This is a genomic window from Escherichia sp. MOD1-EC5495 (genome assembly GCF_002965965.1).
In the GTDB taxonomy this organism is placed as follows: Bacteria; Pseudomonadota; Gammaproteobacteria; order Enterobacterales; family Enterobacteriaceae; genus Escherichia; species Escherichia ruysiae.
This window is the reverse complement of the sequence record NZ_PTRI01000020.1, coordinates 75277-92755: the sequence shown is the minus strand read 5'-3', so window position 1 is coordinate 92755 and position 17479 is coordinate 75277. Positions and strand designations below refer to the sequence as shown.

Annotated in this window: 19 protein-coding genes; 13 read left to right on the top strand and 6 right to left on the bottom strand. The window is 52.1% G+C overall.

Annotated features, from left to right (window positions below; translation table 11 throughout):
- Nucleotides 1-227: 227 nt before the first annotated feature.
- Both dkgA and yqhD read right to left on the bottom strand, forming a co-directional pair.
- Nucleotides 228-1055 carry a 2,5-didehydrogluconate reductase DkgA gene (gene dkgA, locus BEG40_RS16540; protein WP_105285779.1) on the bottom strand — a complete coding sequence of 276 codons (828 nt, stop codon included), beginning with the start codon at nt 1053-1055 and terminating at the stop codon, nt 228-230.
- A 105-nt stretch (nt 1056-1160) separates the two neighbouring features.
- Nucleotides 1161-2324 (bottom strand): alcohol dehydrogenase, encoded by a 1164-nt coding sequence (yqhD, locus tag BEG40_RS16535; RefSeq protein ID WP_001058825.1) that lies wholly within the window; start codon nt 2322-2324, stop codon nt 1161-1163.
- Between the two features lie 193 nt (nt 2325-2517).
- On the opposite strand from yqhD, the gene yqhC reads away from it, so the two are divergent.
- Nucleotides 2518-3417 carry a DNA-binding transcriptional regulator YqhC gene (gene yqhC, locus BEG40_RS16530; RefSeq protein ID WP_000817719.1) on the top strand — a complete coding sequence of 300 codons (900 nt, stop codon included), beginning with the start codon at nt 2518-2520 and terminating at the stop codon, nt 3415-3417.
- Between the two features lie 39 nt (nt 3418-3456).
- Here the strand turns inward: yqhC and yghB are convergent, their stop codons facing one another.
- Nucleotides 3457-4116 (bottom strand): DedA family general envelope maintenance protein YghB, encoded by a 660-nt coding sequence (gene yghB, locus BEG40_RS16525; protein WP_016159785.1) that lies wholly within the window; start codon nt 4114-4116, stop codon nt 3457-3459.
- A 139-nt stretch (nt 4117-4255) separates the two neighbouring features.
- Entirely contained in the window at nt 4256-5443 is a 1188-nt protein-coding gene (metC, locus tag BEG40_RS16520) for a cystathionine beta-lyase (RefSeq protein WP_010356640.1), read from the bottom strand.
- A gap of 251 nt (nt 5444-5694) precedes the next feature.
- Here metC and exbB point away from each other — a divergent pair, with 251 nt between their 5' ends.
- Together exbB and exbD are read left to right on the top strand one after the other, a co-directional pair.
- The gene (gene exbB / locus BEG40_RS16510) at nt 5695-6429 is read left to right on the top strand and encodes a tol-pal system-associated acyl-CoA thioesterase (RefSeq protein WP_000527844.1); all 735 of its coding nucleotides are present in this window, start codon (nt 5695-5697) and stop codon (nt 6427-6429) included.
- A 6-nt stretch (nt 6430-6435) separates the two neighbouring features.
- The gene (gene exbD, locus BEG40_RS16505; RefSeq protein WP_001240714.1) at nt 6436-6861 is read left to right on the top strand and encodes a TonB system transport protein ExbD; all 426 of its coding nucleotides are present in this window, start codon (nt 6436-6438) and stop codon (nt 6859-6861) included.
- A 38-nt stretch (nt 6862-6899) separates the two neighbouring features.
- Here exbD and yghA read toward each other — a convergent pair whose 3' ends face one another.
- Nucleotides 6900-7784, bottom strand: a complete 885-nt coding sequence (gene yghA / locus BEG40_RS16500; RefSeq protein WP_000018760.1) for an NADP(+)-dependent aldehyde reductase — start codon at nt 7782-7784, stop codon at nt 6900-6902.
- A 190-nt stretch (nt 7785-7974) separates the two neighbouring features.
- On the opposite strand from yghA, the gene BEG40_RS16495 reads away from it, so the two are divergent.
- Nucleotides 7975-8469, top strand: coding sequence for a TIGR00645 family protein (locus BEG40_RS16495; protein WP_000439331.1), 495 nt, complete (start codon nt 7975-7977; stop codon nt 8467-8469).
- Between the two features lie 39 nt (nt 8470-8508).
- On the opposite strand, the gene gpr is transcribed toward BEG40_RS16495, so the two are convergent.
- Entirely contained in the window at nt 8509-9549 is a 1041-nt protein-coding gene (gene gpr, locus BEG40_RS16490; protein ID WP_105285778.1) for an L-glyceraldehyde 3-phosphate reductase, read from the bottom strand.
- Between the two features lie 156 nt (nt 9550-9705).
- On the opposite strand from gpr, the gene yghX reads away from it, so the two are divergent.
- The 9 genes from yghX to hypA all read left to right on the top strand — a co-directional run bounded on the left by yghX (nt 9706) and on the right by hypA (nt 17474).
- A complete protein-coding gene (yghX, locus tag BEG40_RS16485) occupies nt 9706-10593 on the top strand; it encodes a YghX family hydrolase (protein ID WP_010348720.1) in 888 nt (295 codons plus the stop codon).
- 120 nt (nt 10594-10713) lie between these two features.
- Nucleotides 10714-11001, top strand: a complete 288-nt coding sequence (gene yghW, locus BEG40_RS16480; RefSeq protein ID WP_021551424.1) for a DUF2623 family protein YghW — start codon at nt 10714-10716, stop codon at nt 10999-11001.
- A 188-nt stretch (nt 11002-11189) separates the two neighbouring features.
- A complete protein-coding gene (gene hybO, locus BEG40_RS16470; protein ID WP_000145412.1) occupies nt 11190-12308 on the top strand; it encodes a hydrogenase 2 small subunit in 1119 nt (372 codons plus the stop codon).
- A 2-nt stretch (nt 12309-12310) separates the two neighbouring features.
- Complete coding sequence (hybA, locus tag BEG40_RS16465) at nt 12311-13297, top strand: hydrogenase 2 operon protein HybA (RefSeq protein WP_001081870.1); 987 nt, start codon at nt 12311-12313, stop codon at nt 13295-13297.
- Nucleotides 13287-14465: a Ni/Fe-hydrogenase cytochrome b subunit gene (hybB, locus tag BEG40_RS16460; protein WP_000017695.1), complete on the top strand. Its 1179-nt coding sequence runs from the start codon at nt 13287-13289 to the stop codon at nt 14463-14465. Before hybA ends, hybB begins: the two co-directional genes overlap by 11 nt.
- Complete coding sequence (hybC, locus tag BEG40_RS16455) at nt 14462-16165, top strand: hydrogenase 2 large subunit (protein ID WP_105285777.1); 1704 nt, start codon at nt 14462-14464, stop codon at nt 16163-16165. Before hybB ends, hybC begins: the two co-directional genes overlap by 4 nt.
- Nucleotides 16165-16659 (top strand): HyaD/HybD family hydrogenase maturation endopeptidase, encoded by a 495-nt coding sequence (locus tag BEG40_RS16450; RefSeq protein ID WP_001221940.1) that lies wholly within the window; start codon nt 16165-16167, stop codon nt 16657-16659. The genes hybC and BEG40_RS16450 overlap by 1 nt, the downstream gene beginning before the upstream one ends.
- Nucleotides 16652-17140 (top strand): hydrogenase-2 assembly chaperone, encoded by a 489-nt coding sequence (hybE, locus tag BEG40_RS16445; RefSeq protein WP_000134002.1) that lies wholly within the window; start codon nt 16652-16654, stop codon nt 17138-17140. The genes BEG40_RS16450 and hybE overlap by 8 nt, the downstream gene beginning before the upstream one ends.
- The gene (gene hypA, locus BEG40_RS16440) at nt 17133-17474 is read left to right on the top strand and encodes a hydrogenase maturation nickel metallochaperone HypA (protein ID WP_000544956.1); all 342 of its coding nucleotides are present in this window, start codon (nt 17133-17135) and stop codon (nt 17472-17474) included. The genes hybE and hypA overlap by 8 nt, the downstream gene beginning before the upstream one ends.
- Nucleotides 17475-17479 lie beyond the last annotated feature (5 nt).

The following is a 17479-nucleotide window of genomic DNA, read 5'->3' as shown; positions in this document are numbered from 1 at the left end:
AGGCCAGTAATGGGTTAAGTGATAACAGGTGTCTGGAAATATAGGGGCAAATCCATCCATATTGTAGATGCTTTGTTGCTTTAAGAGCTTCCAGCTCTGCATGATGATGTCCTTAAATTTGGCATTTCTGAACAAGGGAGAGTAACAACGGGCGGGAGGTGAGGGGAATAAATGATTTCTGAAAAGTCCGGTAGCGGAACATTACCGCCACCGGGAGAATTTGCGCGTTAGCCGCCGAACTGGTCGGGATCGGAACCGAGACGTTTACCTTGATCGAGTTTTGCGATTTCACCAAGTTCGTCTTTGTCGAGACGGAAATCCCAGACATCAAAGTTTTCGGCAATGCGTGAAGGCGTGACCGATTTCGGGATCACCACCAGACCGTTATCCAGATGCCAGCGGATAACAATTTGTGCCGGTGTTTTGCCGTATTTATCCGCCAGGTAGCGAATGACTTTCTGATCGAAAACGCCTTTCCCACCTTGCGCTAATGGGCTCCAGGATTCGGTCTGGATTTTGTGCGTAGCGTTCCAGGCGTGAAGCTGGCGTTGCTGCATCAGCGGGTGAAGTTCGATCTGATTAATAACAGGCGTCACGCCAGTTTCGTCGATCAGACGTTGCAGGTGGTGGATCTGGAAGTTACAGACGCCAATGCTTTTGATTAATCCTTCTTTTTGCAGCTCAATCATTCCTTTCCACGCCTCGACATAGTGATCGATAGCGGGAACGGGCCAGTGCATTAAGTAAAGGTCGATATAATCAAGCTGAAGTTTTTTCAGGCTGTCGAGCAGTGCTTCGCGGGGGCGTTTGTGGTCGTCGTTCCACAGTTTGGTTGTAATGAACAACTCTTCTCTGGCAAGAGTGGCATTTTTCAGCGCCTTGCCGACACCTTCTTCGTTTTTATAGGCAGCGGCGGTATCAATCGAGCGATATCCCACTTCTAACGCTTTTTGGATAGCGGTGATGACTTCCTCATTACTTGCTTGCCAGACACCCAGTCCCAGCTGGGGCATGACATTGCCATCCTGTAGCTTAATAACGGTTGGATTAGCCATACGTTCCTCCTTTTATATGAACTCACCGGAGCAGGCTCCGGTGAGTTGGTGTGAACTTAAGTCTGGACGAAATACCCAAAAACGAAAGTTTGAGGAGGAAAAAGCTTAACGAGCAGCTTCGTAAATGCGGCGGCTGACATCCAGCGTAATGTCATGATTTTCGCCCAGTTGGGTCATGCCGTGTTCTTCCAGTTTCTTCAGCAATGCCGGGATGGAGCTGCCGTCCAGACCGTAGTCGGAGAGGCGGGTTGGCACGCCCAATTGCTCGAAGAAGTTGCGGGTCGCGGCAATTGCGGCGTCAATACGCTCATCGTCGGAACCTTCAGTGATGTTCCAGACGCGTTCAGCATATTGCAGCAGTTTTGCGCGCTTGGTGTCGCGTTTTTCATTCCACAGGGCAGGCAGAACGATAGCCAGCGTTTGCGCGTGATCCAGACCGTGCATCGCAGTCAGTTCGTGTCCCAGCATATGCGTTGCCCAGTCCTGTGGTACGCCAGCGCCAATCAAACCGTTCAGCGCCTGGGTTGCCGCCCACATGACGTTAGCGCGTACATCGTAGTTTTCTGGCTCTTTCAGGGCTTTCGGGCCATCTTCGAGAAGCGTCAGCAAAATACCTTCTGCGAAGCGATCCTGAATTTTGGCATCAACCGGTTTGGTAACATACTGTTCCACGGTGTGTACAAAGGCGTCCACTACGCCGTTAGCCACCTGACGCGGCGGCAGGGTGTAGGTATAAATCGGATCGAGCACGGCAAATACGGGCTGAACATGGGCAGAATGGAACGCCTGCTTGTCGCCGGTGGTTTTACGGGAGATCACCGCACCTGCGTTGGATTCTGAACCGGTCGCTGGCAGTGTCAGCACACAGCCCATTGGGATGGCGCTTTTAATCTCTTTACCGCCAGTTTGTAGGATGTGCCACGGATCGACATTCTCAGGATAATTTGCCGCTGCGGCGATAAATTTGGTGCCGTCCAGTACGGAACCGCCGCCAACCGCCAGCAGGAAAGTCACTTTCTGTTCGCGAACCAGTTTCACGGCGTTCATCAGCGTTTCATAAGCCGGGTTTGGCTCGATACCGCCAAACTCCAGCACATCCATACCTTTCAGCGCATCCAGAACTTGATCGAGAACGCCAGTTTTTTTCACGCTGCCGCCGCCGTAGGTAATCAATACGCGAGCATCGTGAGGAATTTGTTCGCGTAAACCAGCGATAGCGCCTTTACCAAACAAAATACGGGTTGGGGTGTGCAGATTAAAGTTGTTCATTACTTGCTCCCTTTGCTGGGCCAATATTAGGGCAGAGATCGGTCTGCCTGATGTTTTTCATTGTGGTCGCCAGCGTCGCAGCTCTCAATGCTCATTTCTGCCAATGTCTTGCCTATTTCTCCAGAGTACTGGAGAAATGGTACAAAATTGCGCACAATCAAATTGCCGCATTATTCTTAAGAAATTACGCGATATGAAACGTGAAGAGATTTGCCGCCTGCTGACGGACAAAATTAATAACCTGAAAAATAAAGAAAATAGTTTGTCTGAGCTATTGCCCGATGTGCGCTTATTGTATGGCGAGAACCCCGGCGCACGTACGCCGGTGATGTATGAACCTGGCATCATAATTCTCTTTTCCGGGCATAAAATCGGCTATATCAATGAACGCGTGTTTCGTTATGATGCCAATGAATATCTGCTGCTGACGGTGCCGTTACCGTTTGAGTGCGAAACCTATGCCACGCCGGAGGTGCCATTAGCGGGCTTACGTCTCAACGTCGATATTTTGCAGTTACAGGAACTGTTGATGGACATTGGTGAAGATGAGCATTTCCAGCCGTCGATGGCTGCCAGTGGCATAAACTCCGCTACGTTGTCAGAAGAGATTTTATGCGCGGCGGAGCGGTTACTGGACGTGATGGAGCGACCGCTGGATGCGCGCATTCTTGGTAAACAGATCATCCGCGAAATTCTTTACTACGTGCTGACCGGACCTTGCGGTGGCGCATTACTGGCGCTGGTCAGTCGTCAGACTCACTTCAGCCTGATTAGCCGCGTGCTGAAACGGATTGAGAATAAATACACCGAAAACCTGAGCGTCGAGCAACTGGCGGCAGAAGCTAACATGAGCGTTTCAGCGTTCCACCATAATTTTAAGTCTGTCACCAGCACCTCACCGTTGCAGTATTTGAAGAACTACCGACTGCATAAGGCGCGGATGATGATAATCCATGATGGCATGAAGGCCAGCGCGGCGGCGATGCGCGTCGGCTACGAAAGTGCGTCGCAATTTAGCCGTGAGTTTAAACGCTACTTCGGTGTGACGCCGGGGGAAGATGCGGCAAGAATGCGGGCGATGCAGGGGAGTTAAATGTGTTCCCGGCATCGCCGCCGGGAACGGAGAAAAACGTCAGGCGTTACCGTATTTCTTTTTAATCACCACAAACAGCGTGCCTAACAGGCCGGCGGTTAACAGGGCAATCGGCAGGATCATCAGGAATGTCATTACCTGATCTTCATGGCGTTTAACGAACGGGATCATGCTCAAGGCATAGCCGAAACCGGTCACCACGCTGACCCATAGCAATCCACTTAACCAGTTGAAAAACTGGAAGCGGCGGTTTGGCAGACCGGAAATCCCCGCCATGGTTGGTAGCAGCGTGCGGACAAATGCAAGAAAACGTCCAGCCAGCAAAGCCAGCAAACCGTGGCGGTCAAACATACAGGTGGCGCGCTGATGATATTTAGCGGGGAGCTGTGCCAGCCAGCCTTTCACCGTTTTGGTATTACCTAGCCAACGCCCCTGAATATAACTTAACCAGCAGCCCAGGCTGGCTGCGGCAGTCAGAATCACGATTGTTGGCAGAAAATCCATCACCCCCTGGGCAATCAGTGCGCCAGCCAGTATCAACAAGCTGTCGCCTGGCAAAAATGAAGCGGGCAGCAGACCGTTTTCTAAAAACAGCGTGGCAAACATGACAAAGTAAACAACGCTAACAATATGAGGATCCGCCAGCGCGGCAAAGTCGTGTTGCCAGAGCGCAGCGATAATGTCTTGAATAACAGCCATGGACTTTCCTGTGGAACAGCGTTTAAGCCTTTATTTGCCTATTGTACTCCTGAATCGTCCGGGACGCCTTGATCCCGGACGCAACAATTTAAGACTATTCACAATTAAATGTCTGCAAAATTGTCCAAATTTGGCAATGTTACACAATTCGGGTAAAGCCCGCGTCCAGATCGGCAATCAGATCGTCGACGTTTTCCAGACCAATATGCAGGCGAATCAACGTGCCGCTGAAATCAATCTTTCCTTGCGGGCGAATGGCGGCGATATGTTCCGGTTGATTTGCAAGGATCAACGATTCATATCCTCCCCACGAGTAGGCCATGCTGAATAAACTGAAGTTATCCAGATAGTTCGCCAGTTCTTCATCGTTGAGTTTTTTCTTCAACACAAAGGAAAATAGTCCGCTGCTGCCTGTAAAGTCTCGTTGCCAGAATTCGTGACCTTTACTGCCCGGCAGAGCAGGGTGGTTAACCCGTTCAACCTGCGGATGTTCCGCCAGCCATTCAGCCACTTTCAGGCTGCTTTCATGATGTTGACGCAGACGCACACCTAAAGTGCGCAGGCCACGGCTGGTCATATAAGCGGTGTCGGCATCGACCATTTGTCCCATCAGATAAGCATTCTCCCGCAGTTGCTCCCAGCATCGGGCATTACATACTGCAGTGCCGATCATTGCATCCGAGTGGCCTACCAGATATTTGGTGGCGGCCTGAATGGAAACATCAATGCCAAAATCAAGGGCTTTAAACAGCACCCCGGCAGCCCAGGTGTTATCGATCATAATGATGGCGTCCGGCACCACGCTGCGCACGGCGGAGACAATCGCCGGAACATCATGCACTTCCATGGTGATGGAGCCTGGCGATTCCAGAAAGACGATTTTAGTGTTTGGTTGCAGATGTTTAACGATATCCGCGCCAATCAGCGGATCAAACCACGATGTCGTTACGCCCAGTTTGCTGAGGATTTTGCTACAGAAATCCTGACTTGGTTCGTAGGCGGTGTTGGTCATCAACACATGATCGCCCTGTTCGACAAAAGCAAGGATGGAATTGGCAACCGCTGCCGCACCGCAAGGAAACAGTGCACAGCCGGCGCCACCTTCCAGTTCGCACATTGCTTCTTGTAACGAGAAGTGGGTTAACGTTCCGCGCCGTCCATAGAACAACTCGCCGTTGGCGCGATTACGCGTCGCATGTTTTTTCGCTTCAACGCTGTCAAAAACCAGCGAAGAGGCGCGCTGAATCACGCTATTCACCGCGCCGAGAGTGTATTTTTTGCTGCGTCCTGCATTCACCAGTTGAGTATCAAGCTTTTTGTCCGCCATGTCGGTATTCCTGTTTTTATACGTCTGGATGTCTAAACTAGCATGAATAATTGCGAGCGCATCCTGAAGAATTGGCATAAAGAAGAAAATTTTCGCAAATGGCGTTCTGGTGGCTTTTTTACTGCGTAAACGCAAGGAAAAGAAAGCAAAGGTACGGCAGTATGCAAATAGTAATGAGAACGACTATCAATTCGACGTCGTTTTGATATTATTATGCGCAGATTTTGTGACTTGCGTCCTGGAGATACACAGTGGGTAATAATTTAATGCAGACGGATCTTTCCGTCTGGGGTATGTATCAGCACGCCGATATTGTCGTTAAGTGCGTGATGATTGGGCTTATTTTGGCCTCCGTAGTCACCTGGGCAATCTTCTTCAGTAAGAGCGTAGAGTTCTTCAATCAGAAGCGTCGCCTTAAGCGCGAGCAGCAACTGCTGGCTGAAGCGCGTTCCTTAAACCAGGCCAACGATATCGCCGCTGATTTTGGTAGCAAAAGCTTAAGCCTGCATTTGCTCAATGAAGCGCAGAACGAGCTGGAATTGTCAGAAGGCAGCGACGATAACGAAGGTATTAAAGAGCGTACCAGCTTCCGCCTGGAGCGTCGGGTCGCCGCAGTGGGGCGTCAAATGGGACGCGGTAACGGCTATCTGGCAACCATTGGCGCGATTTCGCCGTTCGTTGGTCTGTTTGGTACGGTCTGGGGCATCATGAACAGCTTTATTGGTATCGCGCAAACGCAGACCACGAATTTGGCGGTGGTAGCACCGGGTATCGCAGAAGCTCTGTTAGCAACGGCAATCGGCCTGGTGGCAGCGATTCCGGCGGTCGTTATCTATAACGTATTCGCGCGCCAGATTGGCGGCTTTAAAGCGATGCTGGGCGATGTCGCAGCGCAGGTGCTGTTGCTGCAAAGCCGTGACCTGGATCTGGAAGCCAGCGCCGCTGCGCATCCGGTTCGTGTCGCACAAAAATTACGTGCAGGGTAATGCGCTATGGCAATGCATCTTAACGAAAACCTCGATGATAACGGCGAAATGCATGATATCAACGTGACGCCGTTTATCGACGTGATGTTGGTTCTGCTGATTATCTTTATGGTGGCGGCGCCGTTAGCGACGGTAGATGTGAAGGTGAACTTGCCTGCTTCTACCAGCACGCCGCAGCCGCGTCCGGAAAAACCAGTTTATCTGTCGGTGAAGGCGGACAACTCGATGTTTATCGGTAACGATCCGGTCACCGATGAAACGATGGTTACGGCGTTGAATGCGTTAACCGAAGGCAAGAAAGACACCACCATCTTCTTCCGAGCGGACAAAACCGTCGATTACGAGACGTTGATGAAGGTAATGGATACGCTGCATCAGGCGGGTTATCTGAAGATAGGCCTGGTCGGCGAAGAAACCGCTAAAGCGAAATAAAAATGATGCCCGGTTGCTTCATACAACCGGGCATTTTTTTAGCCTAGATGTTCGCCGCCGCACACGCCGTGCACTTCTGCGGTGACGTAGCTCGACTCCTGACTTGCCAGATAAACATAAACAGGCGCCAGTTCTGCCGGCTGCCCCGCACGTTTCATCGGCGTTTGCTGACCAAACTGTGGGATCTTATCCTGCGTCTGTCCGCCGGAAATTTGCAGTGCCGTCCAGATCGGGCCTGGCGCGACAATATTCACCCGAATACCTTTCTCCGCGACCTGTTTTGCCAGGCCTCGGCTATAGTTCAGAATCGCCGCCTTCGTAGCCGCATAGTCCAGTAAATGCGGGCTTGGCTGGTATGCCTGGATTGACGAAGTGGTGATAATACTTGCACCTTTCGGTAGCAGGGGGATCGCTTCCTGGGTTAGCCAGAACAGCGCGAAAACGTTAATGGCAAAGGTCTTTTGAAACTGTTCGCTGGTGAGGTCTGCAATATCAGGAATGGCAACCTGTTTCCCGGCGACCAGCGCCATAATATCCAGCCCGCCTAACGCCTTGTGCGCTTCGTGAACCAGAGAACGGGCGAATTTCTCATCGCTTAAATCGCCTGGCAGCAGAACGGCTTTGCGTCCGCATTCTTCAATGATCTTTTTCACATCCTGGGCGTCTTCTTCTTCCACGGGAAGATAACTGATCGCCACGTCAGCCCCTTCACGCGCGTAAGCGATGGCGGCAGCGCGACCGATTCCGGAATCGCCCCCTGTCACCAGTGCTTTACGATCTTTCAGGCGACCGCTACCAACATAGGTTTTCTCGCCGCAATCAGGTACCGGTGTCATCTTCGCCTGGATGCCTGGCGTCGGTTGTTTCTGTTTGGGATATTCACCAGTGTAATACTGCGTGGTCGGGTCTTTTAAATGAGACATCGCTTTTCTCCCTTCAGGTTCAACGTCCTATAAGGGTAGACGCTCTCAATGCGTTAATCAGGGAACCAGGAAGATCCCTAAACCTCGGATTTATGCGACAACGGTTTAACGTATATGTTGATTTGCTGTTGCGCGCTGTTTACTCAATTGCGATATACTGTTGCCCGTTTTAACTACACGACAGGAATGTATGGAACGTTTTCTTGAAAATGCAATGTATGCTTCTCGCTGGCTGCTTGCCCCCGTGTACTTTGGCCTTTCGCTGGCGTTAGTTGCCCTGGCGCTGAAGTTCTTCCAGGAGATTATTCACGTACTGCCGAATATCTTCTCGATGGCGGAATCTGATTTGATCCTCGTTCTGCTGTCGCTGGTGGATATGACGCTGGTTGGCGGTTTGCTGGTGATGGTGATGTTTTCCGGTTATGAGAATTTCGTCTCGCAGCTCGATATCTCCGAGAACAAAGAGAAGCTGAACTGGCTGGGGAAAATGGACGCAACGTCGCTAAAGAACAAAGTGGCAGCGTCGATTGTGGCGATCTCTTCCATTCACTTACTGCGCGTCTTTATGGATGCGAAAAATGTCCCTGATAACAAACTGATGTGGTACGTCATTATCCATCTGACGTTTGTGCTCTCTGCGTTTGTGATGGGCTATCTTGACCGACTGACTCGCCATAATCACTGATCTGATTCGGGCGCGGTTCTCGCGCCCGTTATTAACACGTTATTTATCGGATGACGCTTGCCACAGATTCAGCTCGCCATCGGCGATATGCTGGTCAATCTGCGCTAACTCCTCGGTGCTAAACGCCAGATTATTCAGCGCCTGTACGTTCTCCTCCAGTTGCTCCGCACGGCTGGCACCGATCAATACCGACGTCACGCGATCATCTTTCAGCAACCAGCTTAATGCCATTTGCGCCATCGACTGACCGCGCTGCTGTGCCATTTTATTCAATAACCGCAGGCTGTTGAGGTTGGCTTCGGTGAGCATTGTCGGCGTCAGACCTCGAACTTTATGACCTTCGCGATGCATCCGTGAATCCTCCGGAATACCGTTGAGATATTTTCCGGTCAGCAATCCCTGAGCCAGTGGAGTAAAGGCAATACAGCCCACGCCGTTATTTTCCAGGGTGTCCAGCAGGCTGCTTTTATCCACCCAGCGGTTCAGTAAATTGTATGAAGGTTGATGAATTAACAGCGGAATTTTCCATTCGCGCAGCAACTCGACCATTTTTTGCGTCCGCTCTGGCGAGTATGAAGAGATCCCGACATACAGCGCCTTGCCGCTTTGCACAGCATGAGCCAGCGCAGAGGCGGTTTCTTCCATCGGCGTATTTTCATCGACGCGATGAGAGTAAAAAATATCAACATATTCCAGACCCATACGCTTCAGGCTTTGGTCGAGGCTGGCGAGCAGGTATTTACGTGAACCGCCAGAGCCGTACGGGCCGGGCCACATATCGTATCCGGCTTTGGTAGAGATAATCAGTTCATCGCGATAAGCAGCAAAATCCTCCCGCAGCAGACGACCAAAGTTCTCTTCTGCGCTTCCTGGAGGCGGCCCGTAGTTGTTGGCTAAATCAAAGTGCGTAATGCCCAAATCAAAGGCTTTGCGCAGGATCGCACGCTGTGATTCCAGCGCGTTAACGTGGCCGAAATTGTGCCATAAACCGAGCGATAACGCGGGCAGACGTAAACCGCTTTTTCCGCAATAGCGGTACTGCATCTGCCCGTAACGTTCGGGATTCGCTAACCAGACCATGACATCTCCTTTTCACCGTTCAGTTTCGAAACAATGTTTCTAGTTTAGCAATTTGCCAGCGTGTCTCCCGTAGCCTAGTTCACAGAGTGACGAAAAACTGGGCAAAAACACGTGCTTATGCTTTGCTTAAAAAAACAACAGTTGAGGAATGAAACGATGTCGCGTTTAACAGCCAAAGATTTCCCGCAAGAGTTACTGGATTACTACGACTATTACGCTCACGGGAAAATCTCGAAACGTGAGTTCCTCAACCTGGCGACGAAGTATACGGTGGGCGGGATGACGGCATTAGCGTTGTTTGATTTGCTCAAGCCAAATTATGCGCTGGCGACTCAGGTAGAGTTTACCGACCCGGAGATTGTTGCTGAGTACATCACGTATCCTTCGCCAAATGGTCACGGCGAGGTTCGGGGTTATCTGGTGAAGCCTGCGAAGATGAGCGGCAAAACGCCAGCCGTGGTGGTAGTGCATGAGAATCGTGGACTGAATCCGTATATCGAAGATGTGGCGCGGCGAGTGGCGAAGGCGGGGTACATCGCTCTGGCGCCAGACGGCTTAAGCTCCGTGGGCGGATATCCGGGGAACGATGATAAAGGCCGTGAGCTGCAACAGCAGGTTGATCCAACCAAACTGATGAATGATTTCTTTGCCGCGATTGAGTTTATGCAACGCTATCCGCAAGCCACGGGCAAAGTGGGTATTACGGGATTTTGCTATGGCGGTGGTGTCTCGAACGCGGCAGCGGTGGCATATCCGGAACTAGCCTGCGCGGTGCCGTTTTATGGCCGCCAGGCGCCCACCGCCGATGTGGCGAAAATCGACGCGCCTTTACTGCTTCACTACGCTGAACTGGATACGCGAATCAACGAAGGTTGGCCCGCTTATGAGGCAGCGTTGAAAGCTAATAATAAGGTTTATGAAGCGTATATTTATCCGGGGGTTAATCACGGATTCCATAATGATTCCACGCCCCGTTATGACAAATCTGCTGCCGATCTTGCCTGGCAAAGGACGCTGAAATGGTTCGACAAATATCTCTCCTGATGGGTTTATCTCTTCCTGGATAACATTCTTAACATGCTGAAAAAAATAGCGTGCGTAAAAGTCGTTCTTTGCCTAAAATATCGCTATATAAGTTAATATATAGCGTTTGAGGGCAAAACGATGAATAACCATTTTGGTAAAGGCTTAATGGCGGGATTAAAAGCAACACATGCCGATAGTGCGGTTAATGTGGCTAAATTCTGTGCCGATTATAAGCGCGGATTTGTATTAGGCTACTCGCATCGGATGTATAAAAAGACCGGTGACCGCCAGCTCAGCGCCTGGGAAGCGGGTATTCTGACGCGCCGTTATGGACTGGATAAAGAGATGGTAATGGATTTCTTTCGTGAGAATAATTCCTGTTCTACATTACGATTTTTTATGGCTGGTTATCGCCTCGAAAATTGATCAAACATACGTATTATCTTGCTTTAATTAATTACACTAATGCTTCTTCCCTTCGTTTTAGCGCCCCGCCGCAGTATCATGACAATGATAACCATAATAAATGTGTGGTAAATGGCGCATCGATCGCATTATTGATTTTGCGGTTGAGGCAAAATATATGCCAGGTCTTCGCAACGGAATAACTATAAATGACTGGAGATAACACCCTCATCCATTCTCACGGCATTAATCGTCGTGATTTCATGAAGCTTTGTGCAGCATTAGCCGCCACCATGGGGCTGAGTAGCAAAGCCGCCGCAGAGATGGCCGAATCGGTCACTAACCCGCAGCGCCCGCCGGTTATCTGGATTGGCGCGCAGGAGTGCACCGGTTGTACGGAATCTCTGCTTCGTGCAACGCATCCAACGGTAGAAAACCTCGTGCTGGAGACCATCTCTCTGGAGTATCACGAAGTCCTTTCCGCCGCATTCGGCCATCAGGTTGAAGAGAACAAACATAACGCGCTTGAGAAGTATAAAGGGCAGTATGTGTTGGTTGTGGATGGTTCCATCCCATTAAAAGATAACGGTATTTACTGCATGGTTGCCGGTGAGCCGATTGTGGATCACATCCGCAAAGCGGCGGAAGGCGCAGCAGCCATTATTGCTATCGGTTCTTGCTCCGCGTGGGGCGGTGTCGCAGCAGCTGGGGTTAACCCCACCGGCGCGGTCAGCCTGCAAGAAGTTCTGCCGGGCAAAACCGTTATCAACATTCCCGGTTGTCCGCCGAACCCGCACAACTTCCTTGCGACCGTTGCGCACATCATCACTTACGGTAAACCGCCGAAGCTGGATGACAAAAACCGTCCGACCTTCGCCTATGGTCGTCTGATTCACGAACACTGCGAACGTCGCCCGCACTTCGATGCTGGTCGTTTTGCCAAAGAGTTCGGTGATGAAGGCCACCGCGAAGGCTGGTGCCTGTACCACCTCGGCTGTAAAGGGCCAGAAACTTACGGCAACTGCTCAACGCTGCAATTCTGCGACGTTGGCGGCGTGTGGCCGGTGGCGATTGGTCACCCGTGCTACGGCTGTAACGAAGAAGGTGTCGGCTTCCATAAAGGCATCCATCAGCTTGCCAACGTCGAAAATCAGACGCCACGCTCACAAAAACCGGACGTGAATGCTAAAGAAGGCGGCAACGTCTCTGCGGGCGCTATCGGTTTGCTCGGCGGCGTGGTTGGGCTGGTTGCCGGTGTTAGCGTGATGGCGGTGCGTGAACTGGGTCGTCAGCAAAAGAAAGATAACGCTGACTCACGGGGAGAATAACCGTGAACAGACGTAATTTTATTAAAGCAGCCTCCTGCGGGGCATTGCTGACGGGCGCGTTGCCGTCGGTCAGCCATGCGGCTGCTGAAAACCGCCCGCCAATTCCGGGATCGCTGGGTATGTTGTATGACTCGACCTTGTGCGTAGGCTGCCAGGCTTGCGTCACCAAGTGTCAGGATATCAACTTCCCTGAACGTAACCCACAAGGGGAACAGACCTGGTCGAACAACGACAAACTGTCGCCGTATACCAATAACATCATTCAGGTGTGGACCAGCGGCACGGGCGTCAACAAAGACCAGGAAGAGAACGGCTATGCGTACATTAAGAAACAGTGTATGCACTGCGTCGATCCAAATTGTGTCTCTGTATGCCCGGTCTCTGCGCTGAAAAAAGATCCGAAAACCGGCATTGTCCATTACGACAAAGATGTGTGCACCGGCTGCCGTTACTGCATGGTCGCCTGTCCGTACAACGTGCCGAAGTACGACTACAACAACCCGTTTGGTGCGTTGCATAAGTGTGAGCTGTGTAACCAGAAAGGCGTGGAACGTCTCGATAAAGGCGGTCTGCCTGGCTGCGTAGAAGTGTGCCCGGCGGGCGCGGTGATTTTTGGTACGCGTGAAGAGCTGATGGCTGAGGCGAAAAAACGCCTGGCGCTGAAGCCTGGCAGCGAATACCACTATCCGCGTCAGACGCTGAAATCTGGCGACACTTACCTGCACACAGTGCCGAAATATTATCCGCATCTGTACGGCGAGAAAGAGGGCGGCGGTACTCAGGTTCTGGTACTGACGGGTGTGCCTTATGAAAATCTCGACCTGCCGAAACTGGACGATCTTTCTACCGGTGCGCGTTCCGAAAATATTCAACACACCCTGTATAAAGGCATGATGCTACCACTGGCTGTGCTGGCGGGCTTAACCGTGCTGGTTCGTCGCAACACCAAAAACGACCATCACGACGGAGGAGACGATCATGAGTCATGATCCACAACCGCTGGGCGGCAAAATCATCAGTAAACCGGTCATGATTTTTGGACCGTTAATCGTCATCTGTATGCTCCTGATTGTGAAGCGTCTGGTGTTCGGTCTGGGTTCTGTCTCCGACCTGAACGGCGGCTTCCCGTGGGGCGTGTGGATCGCGTTTGACCTGCTGATCGGCACCGGCTTTGCCTGTGGCGGCTGGGCGCTGGCGTGGGCGGTATACGTCTTTAACCGTGGGCAATACCATCCGCTGGTGCGTCCGGCGCTGTTGGCGAGTCTGTTTGGTTACTCACTGGGTGGCTTGTCGATCACCATCGACGTGGGTCGCTACTGGAACCTGCCGTACTTCTACATTCCGGGTCACTTCAACGTGAACTCGGTACTGTTCGAGACGGCGGTCTGTATGACCATCTACATCGGCGTGATGGCTCTGGAGTTTGCTCCGGCACTGTTTGAACGTCTGGGCTGGAAGGTGTCGCTCAAGCGTCTGAACAAGGTGATGTTCTTTATCATCGCGCTCGGCGCGCTGCTGCCGACTATGCACCAGTCTTCCATGGGGTCACTGATGATCTCGGCGGGCTATAAAGTGCATCCGCTGTGGCAGAGCTATGAAATGTTGCCGCTGTTCTCGCTGCTGACGGCGTTCATCATGGGCTTCTCGATTGTCATCTTTGAAGGTTCGCTGGTGCAGGCGGGTCTGCGCGGCAATGGCCCGGATGAGAAGAGCCTGTTCGTCAAGCTGACCAACACCATCAGCGTGCTGCTGGCGATTTTCATTGTGCTGCGCTTTGGCGAACTAATCTATCGCGACAAGCTGTCGTTAGCGTTTGCCGGTGACTTCTACTCCGTGATGTTCTGGATTGAAGTCCTGCTGATGCTCTTCCCGCTGGTCGTTCTGCGTGTGACGAAGCTGCGCAATGATTCCCGTATGCTGTTCCTGTCAGCACTGAGCGCACTGTTAGGTTGTGCAACCTGGCGTCTGACCTATTCGCTGGTGGCATTCAACCCAGGCGGCGGATACGCCTACTTCCCGACCTGGGAAGAACTGTTGATTTCTATTGGTTTTGTGGCTATTGAGATTTGCGCTTATATCGTACTCATTCGTCTACTGCCGATACTTCCTCCTTTAAAACAAAACGATCATAATCGTCATGAGGCGAGCAAAGCATGAGCCAGAGAATTACTATTGATCCGGTAACCCGTATTGAAGGGCATTTACGCATCGATTGCGAAATCGAAAATGGCGTCGTTTCGAAAGCATGGGCTTCCGGGACCATGTGGCGCGGCATGGAAGAGATCGTGAAAAACCGCGATCCGCGCGATGCATGGATGATTGTGCAACGTATCTGTGGCGTATGTACCACCACTCACGCGCTCTCTTCTGTTCGTGCGGCAGAGAGTGCGCTGAATATCGACGTTCCGGTTAACGCCCAATACATCCGTAACATCATTCTGGCTGCGCACACCACGCATGACCATATCGTTCATTTCTATCAGCTCTCTGCGCTGGACTGGGTAGACATCACTTCTGCGCTGCAAGCCGATCCGACCAAAGCCTCCGAAATGCTGAAAGGCGTTTCGACCTGGCACCTGAACAGCCCGGAAGAGTTCACTAAAGTTCAGAACAAGATCAAAGATCTGGTTGCCAGCGGTCAGTTGGGTATTTTCGCCAACGGCTACTGGGGACATCCGGCGATGAAACTGCCGCCGGAAGTGAACCTGATTGCGGTAGCGCACTACTTACAGGCGCTGGAGTGCCAGCGTGACGCTAACCGCGTCGTGGCGCTGCTGGGTGGTAAAACGCCGCACATTCAGAACCTGGCGGTAGGTGGTGTTGCTAACCCGATCAACCTTGACGGTCTGGGCGTGCTGAACCTTGAGCGCCTGATGTACATCAAGTCCTTCATCGACAAGCTGAGCGACTTTGTTGAGCAGGTTTATAAGGTTGATACCGCAGTTATTGCCGCGTTCTATCCGGAATGGCTGGAACGCGGTAAAGGCGCGGTGAACTACCTGAGCGTGCCGGAATTCCCGACCGACAGCAAAAACGGCAGCTTCCTGTTCCCGGGCGGCTACATTGAGAATGCGGATCTGTCCTCGTATCGTCCGATCACTTCCCATTCAGATGAATATCTGATCAAAGGGATTCAGGAAAGCGCGAAGCACTCCTGGTATAAAGACGAAGCGCCGCAGGCACCGTGGGAAGGCACGACCATTCCGGCTTATGACGGCTGGTCTGAGGACGGTAAATATTCCTGGGTGAAATCACCGACTTTCTACGGCAAAACGGTAGAAGTGGGGCCGCTGGCGAACATGCTGGTGAAACTGGCCGCAGGACGCGAGTCTACCCAGAACAAACTAAATGAAATCGTTGCGATTTATCAGAAACTGACTGGCAACACGCTGGAGGTGGCGCAGCTGCACTCCACGCTGGGGCGTATTATTGGTCGTACCGTTCACTGCTGCGAATTGCAGGATATCCTGCAAAATCAATACAGTGCACTGATCACCAATATCGGCAAAGGCGACCACACCACCTTTGTGAAGCCGAACATTCCGGCTACAGGTGAGTTCAAAGGCGTTGGCTTCCTTGAAGCACCGCGCGGTATGCTCTCTCACTGGATGGTGATCAAAGACGGTATCATCAGCAACTACCAGGCGGTCGTCCCATCAACCTGGAACTCCGGCCCACGTAACTTTAATGATGACGTCGGTCCTTACGAGCAGTCACTGGTGGGGACACCGGTTGCCGATCCGAATAAACCGCTGGAAGTGGTGCGCACCATTCACTCCTTCGACCCGTGCATGGCCTGCGCGGTACACGTAGTGGATGCCGACGGCAACGAAGTGGTTTCAGTGAAGGTTCTGTAATGCGTATTTTAGTCTTAGGGGTCGGCAATATTTTGCTGACCGATGAAGCCATCGGTGTGCGGATTGTCGAAGCGTTAGAGCAACGATACATTCTGCCGGATTATGTTGAAATCCTCGATGGCGGCACGGCAGGAATGGAGCTGCTTGGCGACATGGCAAATCGCGATCATCTGATCATTGCGGATGCCATTGTGTCGAAAAAGAACGCGCCGGGAACGATGATGATCCTGCGGGATGAAGAAGTTCCGGCGTTGTTTACCAATAAAATTTCTCCGCATCAGCTTGGCCTGGCCGACGTCTTGTCGGCCCTGCGCTTCACTGGCGAGTTTCCGAAAAAGCTGACCCTGGTCGGCGTGATCCCGGAATCACTAGAGCCGCACATCGGCTTGACGCCGACGGTCGAAGCGATGATTGAACCTGCGCTTGAGCAGGTTCTGGCTGCGCTGCGTGAATCAGGCGTGGAAGCCATCCCACGGGAGGCGACTCATGACTGAAGAGATAGCAGGTTTCCAGACCTCCCCGAAGGCGCAAGTACAGGCAGCGTTTGAAGAAATTGCCCGGCGTTCGATGCACGCTCTCTCTTTTCTGCATCCTTCAATGCCGGTGTATGTTTCCGACTTTACGCTGTTCGAAGGTCAGTGGACGGGGTGTGTAATCACCCCGTGGATGCTGAGTGCAGTTATCTTCCCCGGCCCGGATCAACTCTGGCCGCTGCGCAAAGTGAGTGAAAAAATCGGTCTGCAACTGCCGTATGGCACCATGACCTTTACCGTTGGCGAACTGGACGGTGTTTCGCAATACCTCTCCTGCTCGCTGATGTCACCGCTTTCGCACAGCATGTCGATTGAAGAGGGTCAACGGCTGACGGATGACTGCGCACGAATGATCCTTTCGCTGCCGGTCACCAATCCGGATGTACCACACGCAGGGCGTCGCGCCCTGCTGTTTGGTCGCAGGAGTGGTGAAAATGCATGAGTTGTCGCTTTGCCAGAGCGCCGTTGAAATTATCCAACGGCAGGCGGAGCAGCACGATGTTAAGCGCGTCACCGCCGTGTGGCTGGAAATTGGCGCGCTCTCCTGCGTTGAGGAGAGCGCCGTCCGTTTTAGTTTTGAAATTGTCTGCCAGGGAACGGTGGCGCAAGGGTGCGATTTACATATCGTCTATAAACCCGCCCAGGCCTGGTGTTGGGATTGCAGCCAGGTGGTGGAGATTCATCAGCACGATGCGCAATGTCCGATCTGTCACGGCGAGCGGTTGCGTGTCGATACCGGCGATTCGCTGATCGTCAAAAGTATTGAAGTTGAATAAGACTG

Coding starts and splice junctions, on each gene's coding strand:
- yghB (WP_016159785.1), bottom strand. CDS start 4,116: ATGGCTGTTATTCAAGACATTATCGCTGCGCTCTGGCAACACGACTTT.
- metC (WP_010356640.1), bottom strand. CDS start 5,443: ATGGCGGACAAAAAGCTTGATACTCAACTGGTGAATGCAGGACGCAGC.
- yghX (WP_010348720.1), top strand. CDS start 9,706: ATGTCGCGTTTAACAGCCAAAGATTTCCCGCAAGAGTTACTGGATTAC.
- gpr (WP_105285778.1), bottom strand. CDS start 9,549: ATGGTCTGGTTAGCGAATCCCGAACGTTACGGGCAGATGCAGTACCGC.
- exbD (WP_001240714.1), top strand. CDS start 6,436: ATGGCAATGCATCTTAACGAAAACCTCGATGATAACGGCGAAATGCAT.
- BEG40_RS16450 (WP_001221940.1), top strand. CDS start 16,165: ATGCGTATTTTAGTCTTAGGGGTCGGCAATATTTTGCTGACCGATGAA.
- yqhD (WP_001058825.1), bottom strand. CDS start 2,324: ATGAACAACTTTAATCTGCACACCCCAACCCGTATTTTGTTTGGTAAA.
- dkgA (WP_105285779.1), bottom strand. CDS start 1,055: ATGGCTAATCCAACCGTTATTAAGCTACAGGATGGCAATGTCATGCCC.
- BEG40_RS16495 (WP_000439331.1), top strand. CDS start 7,975: ATGGAACGTTTTCTTGAAAATGCAATGTATGCTTCTCGCTGGCTGCTT.
- yghW (WP_021551424.1), top strand. CDS start 10,714: ATGAATAACCATTTTGGTAAAGGCTTAATGGCGGGATTAAAAGCAACA.
- hybB (WP_000017695.1), top strand. CDS start 13,287: ATGAGTCATGATCCACAACCGCTGGGCGGCAAAATCATCAGTAAACCG.
- yghA (WP_000018760.1), bottom strand. CDS start 7,784: ATGTCTCATTTAAAAGACCCGACCACGCAGTATTACACTGGTGAATAT.
- yqhC (WP_000817719.1), top strand. CDS start 2,518: ATGAAACGTGAAGAGATTTGCCGCCTGCTGACGGACAAAATTAATAAC.
- hybO (WP_000145412.1), top strand. CDS start 11,190: ATGACTGGAGATAACACCCTCATCCATTCTCACGGCATTAATCGTCGT.
- hybE (WP_000134002.1), top strand. CDS start 16,652: ATGACTGAAGAGATAGCAGGTTTCCAGACCTCCCCGAAGGCGCAAGTA.
- hypA (WP_000544956.1), top strand. CDS start 17,133: ATGCATGAGTTGTCGCTTTGCCAGAGCGCCGTTGAAATTATCCAACGG.
- hybC (WP_105285777.1), top strand. CDS start 14,462: ATGAGCCAGAGAATTACTATTGATCCGGTAACCCGTATTGAAGGGCAT.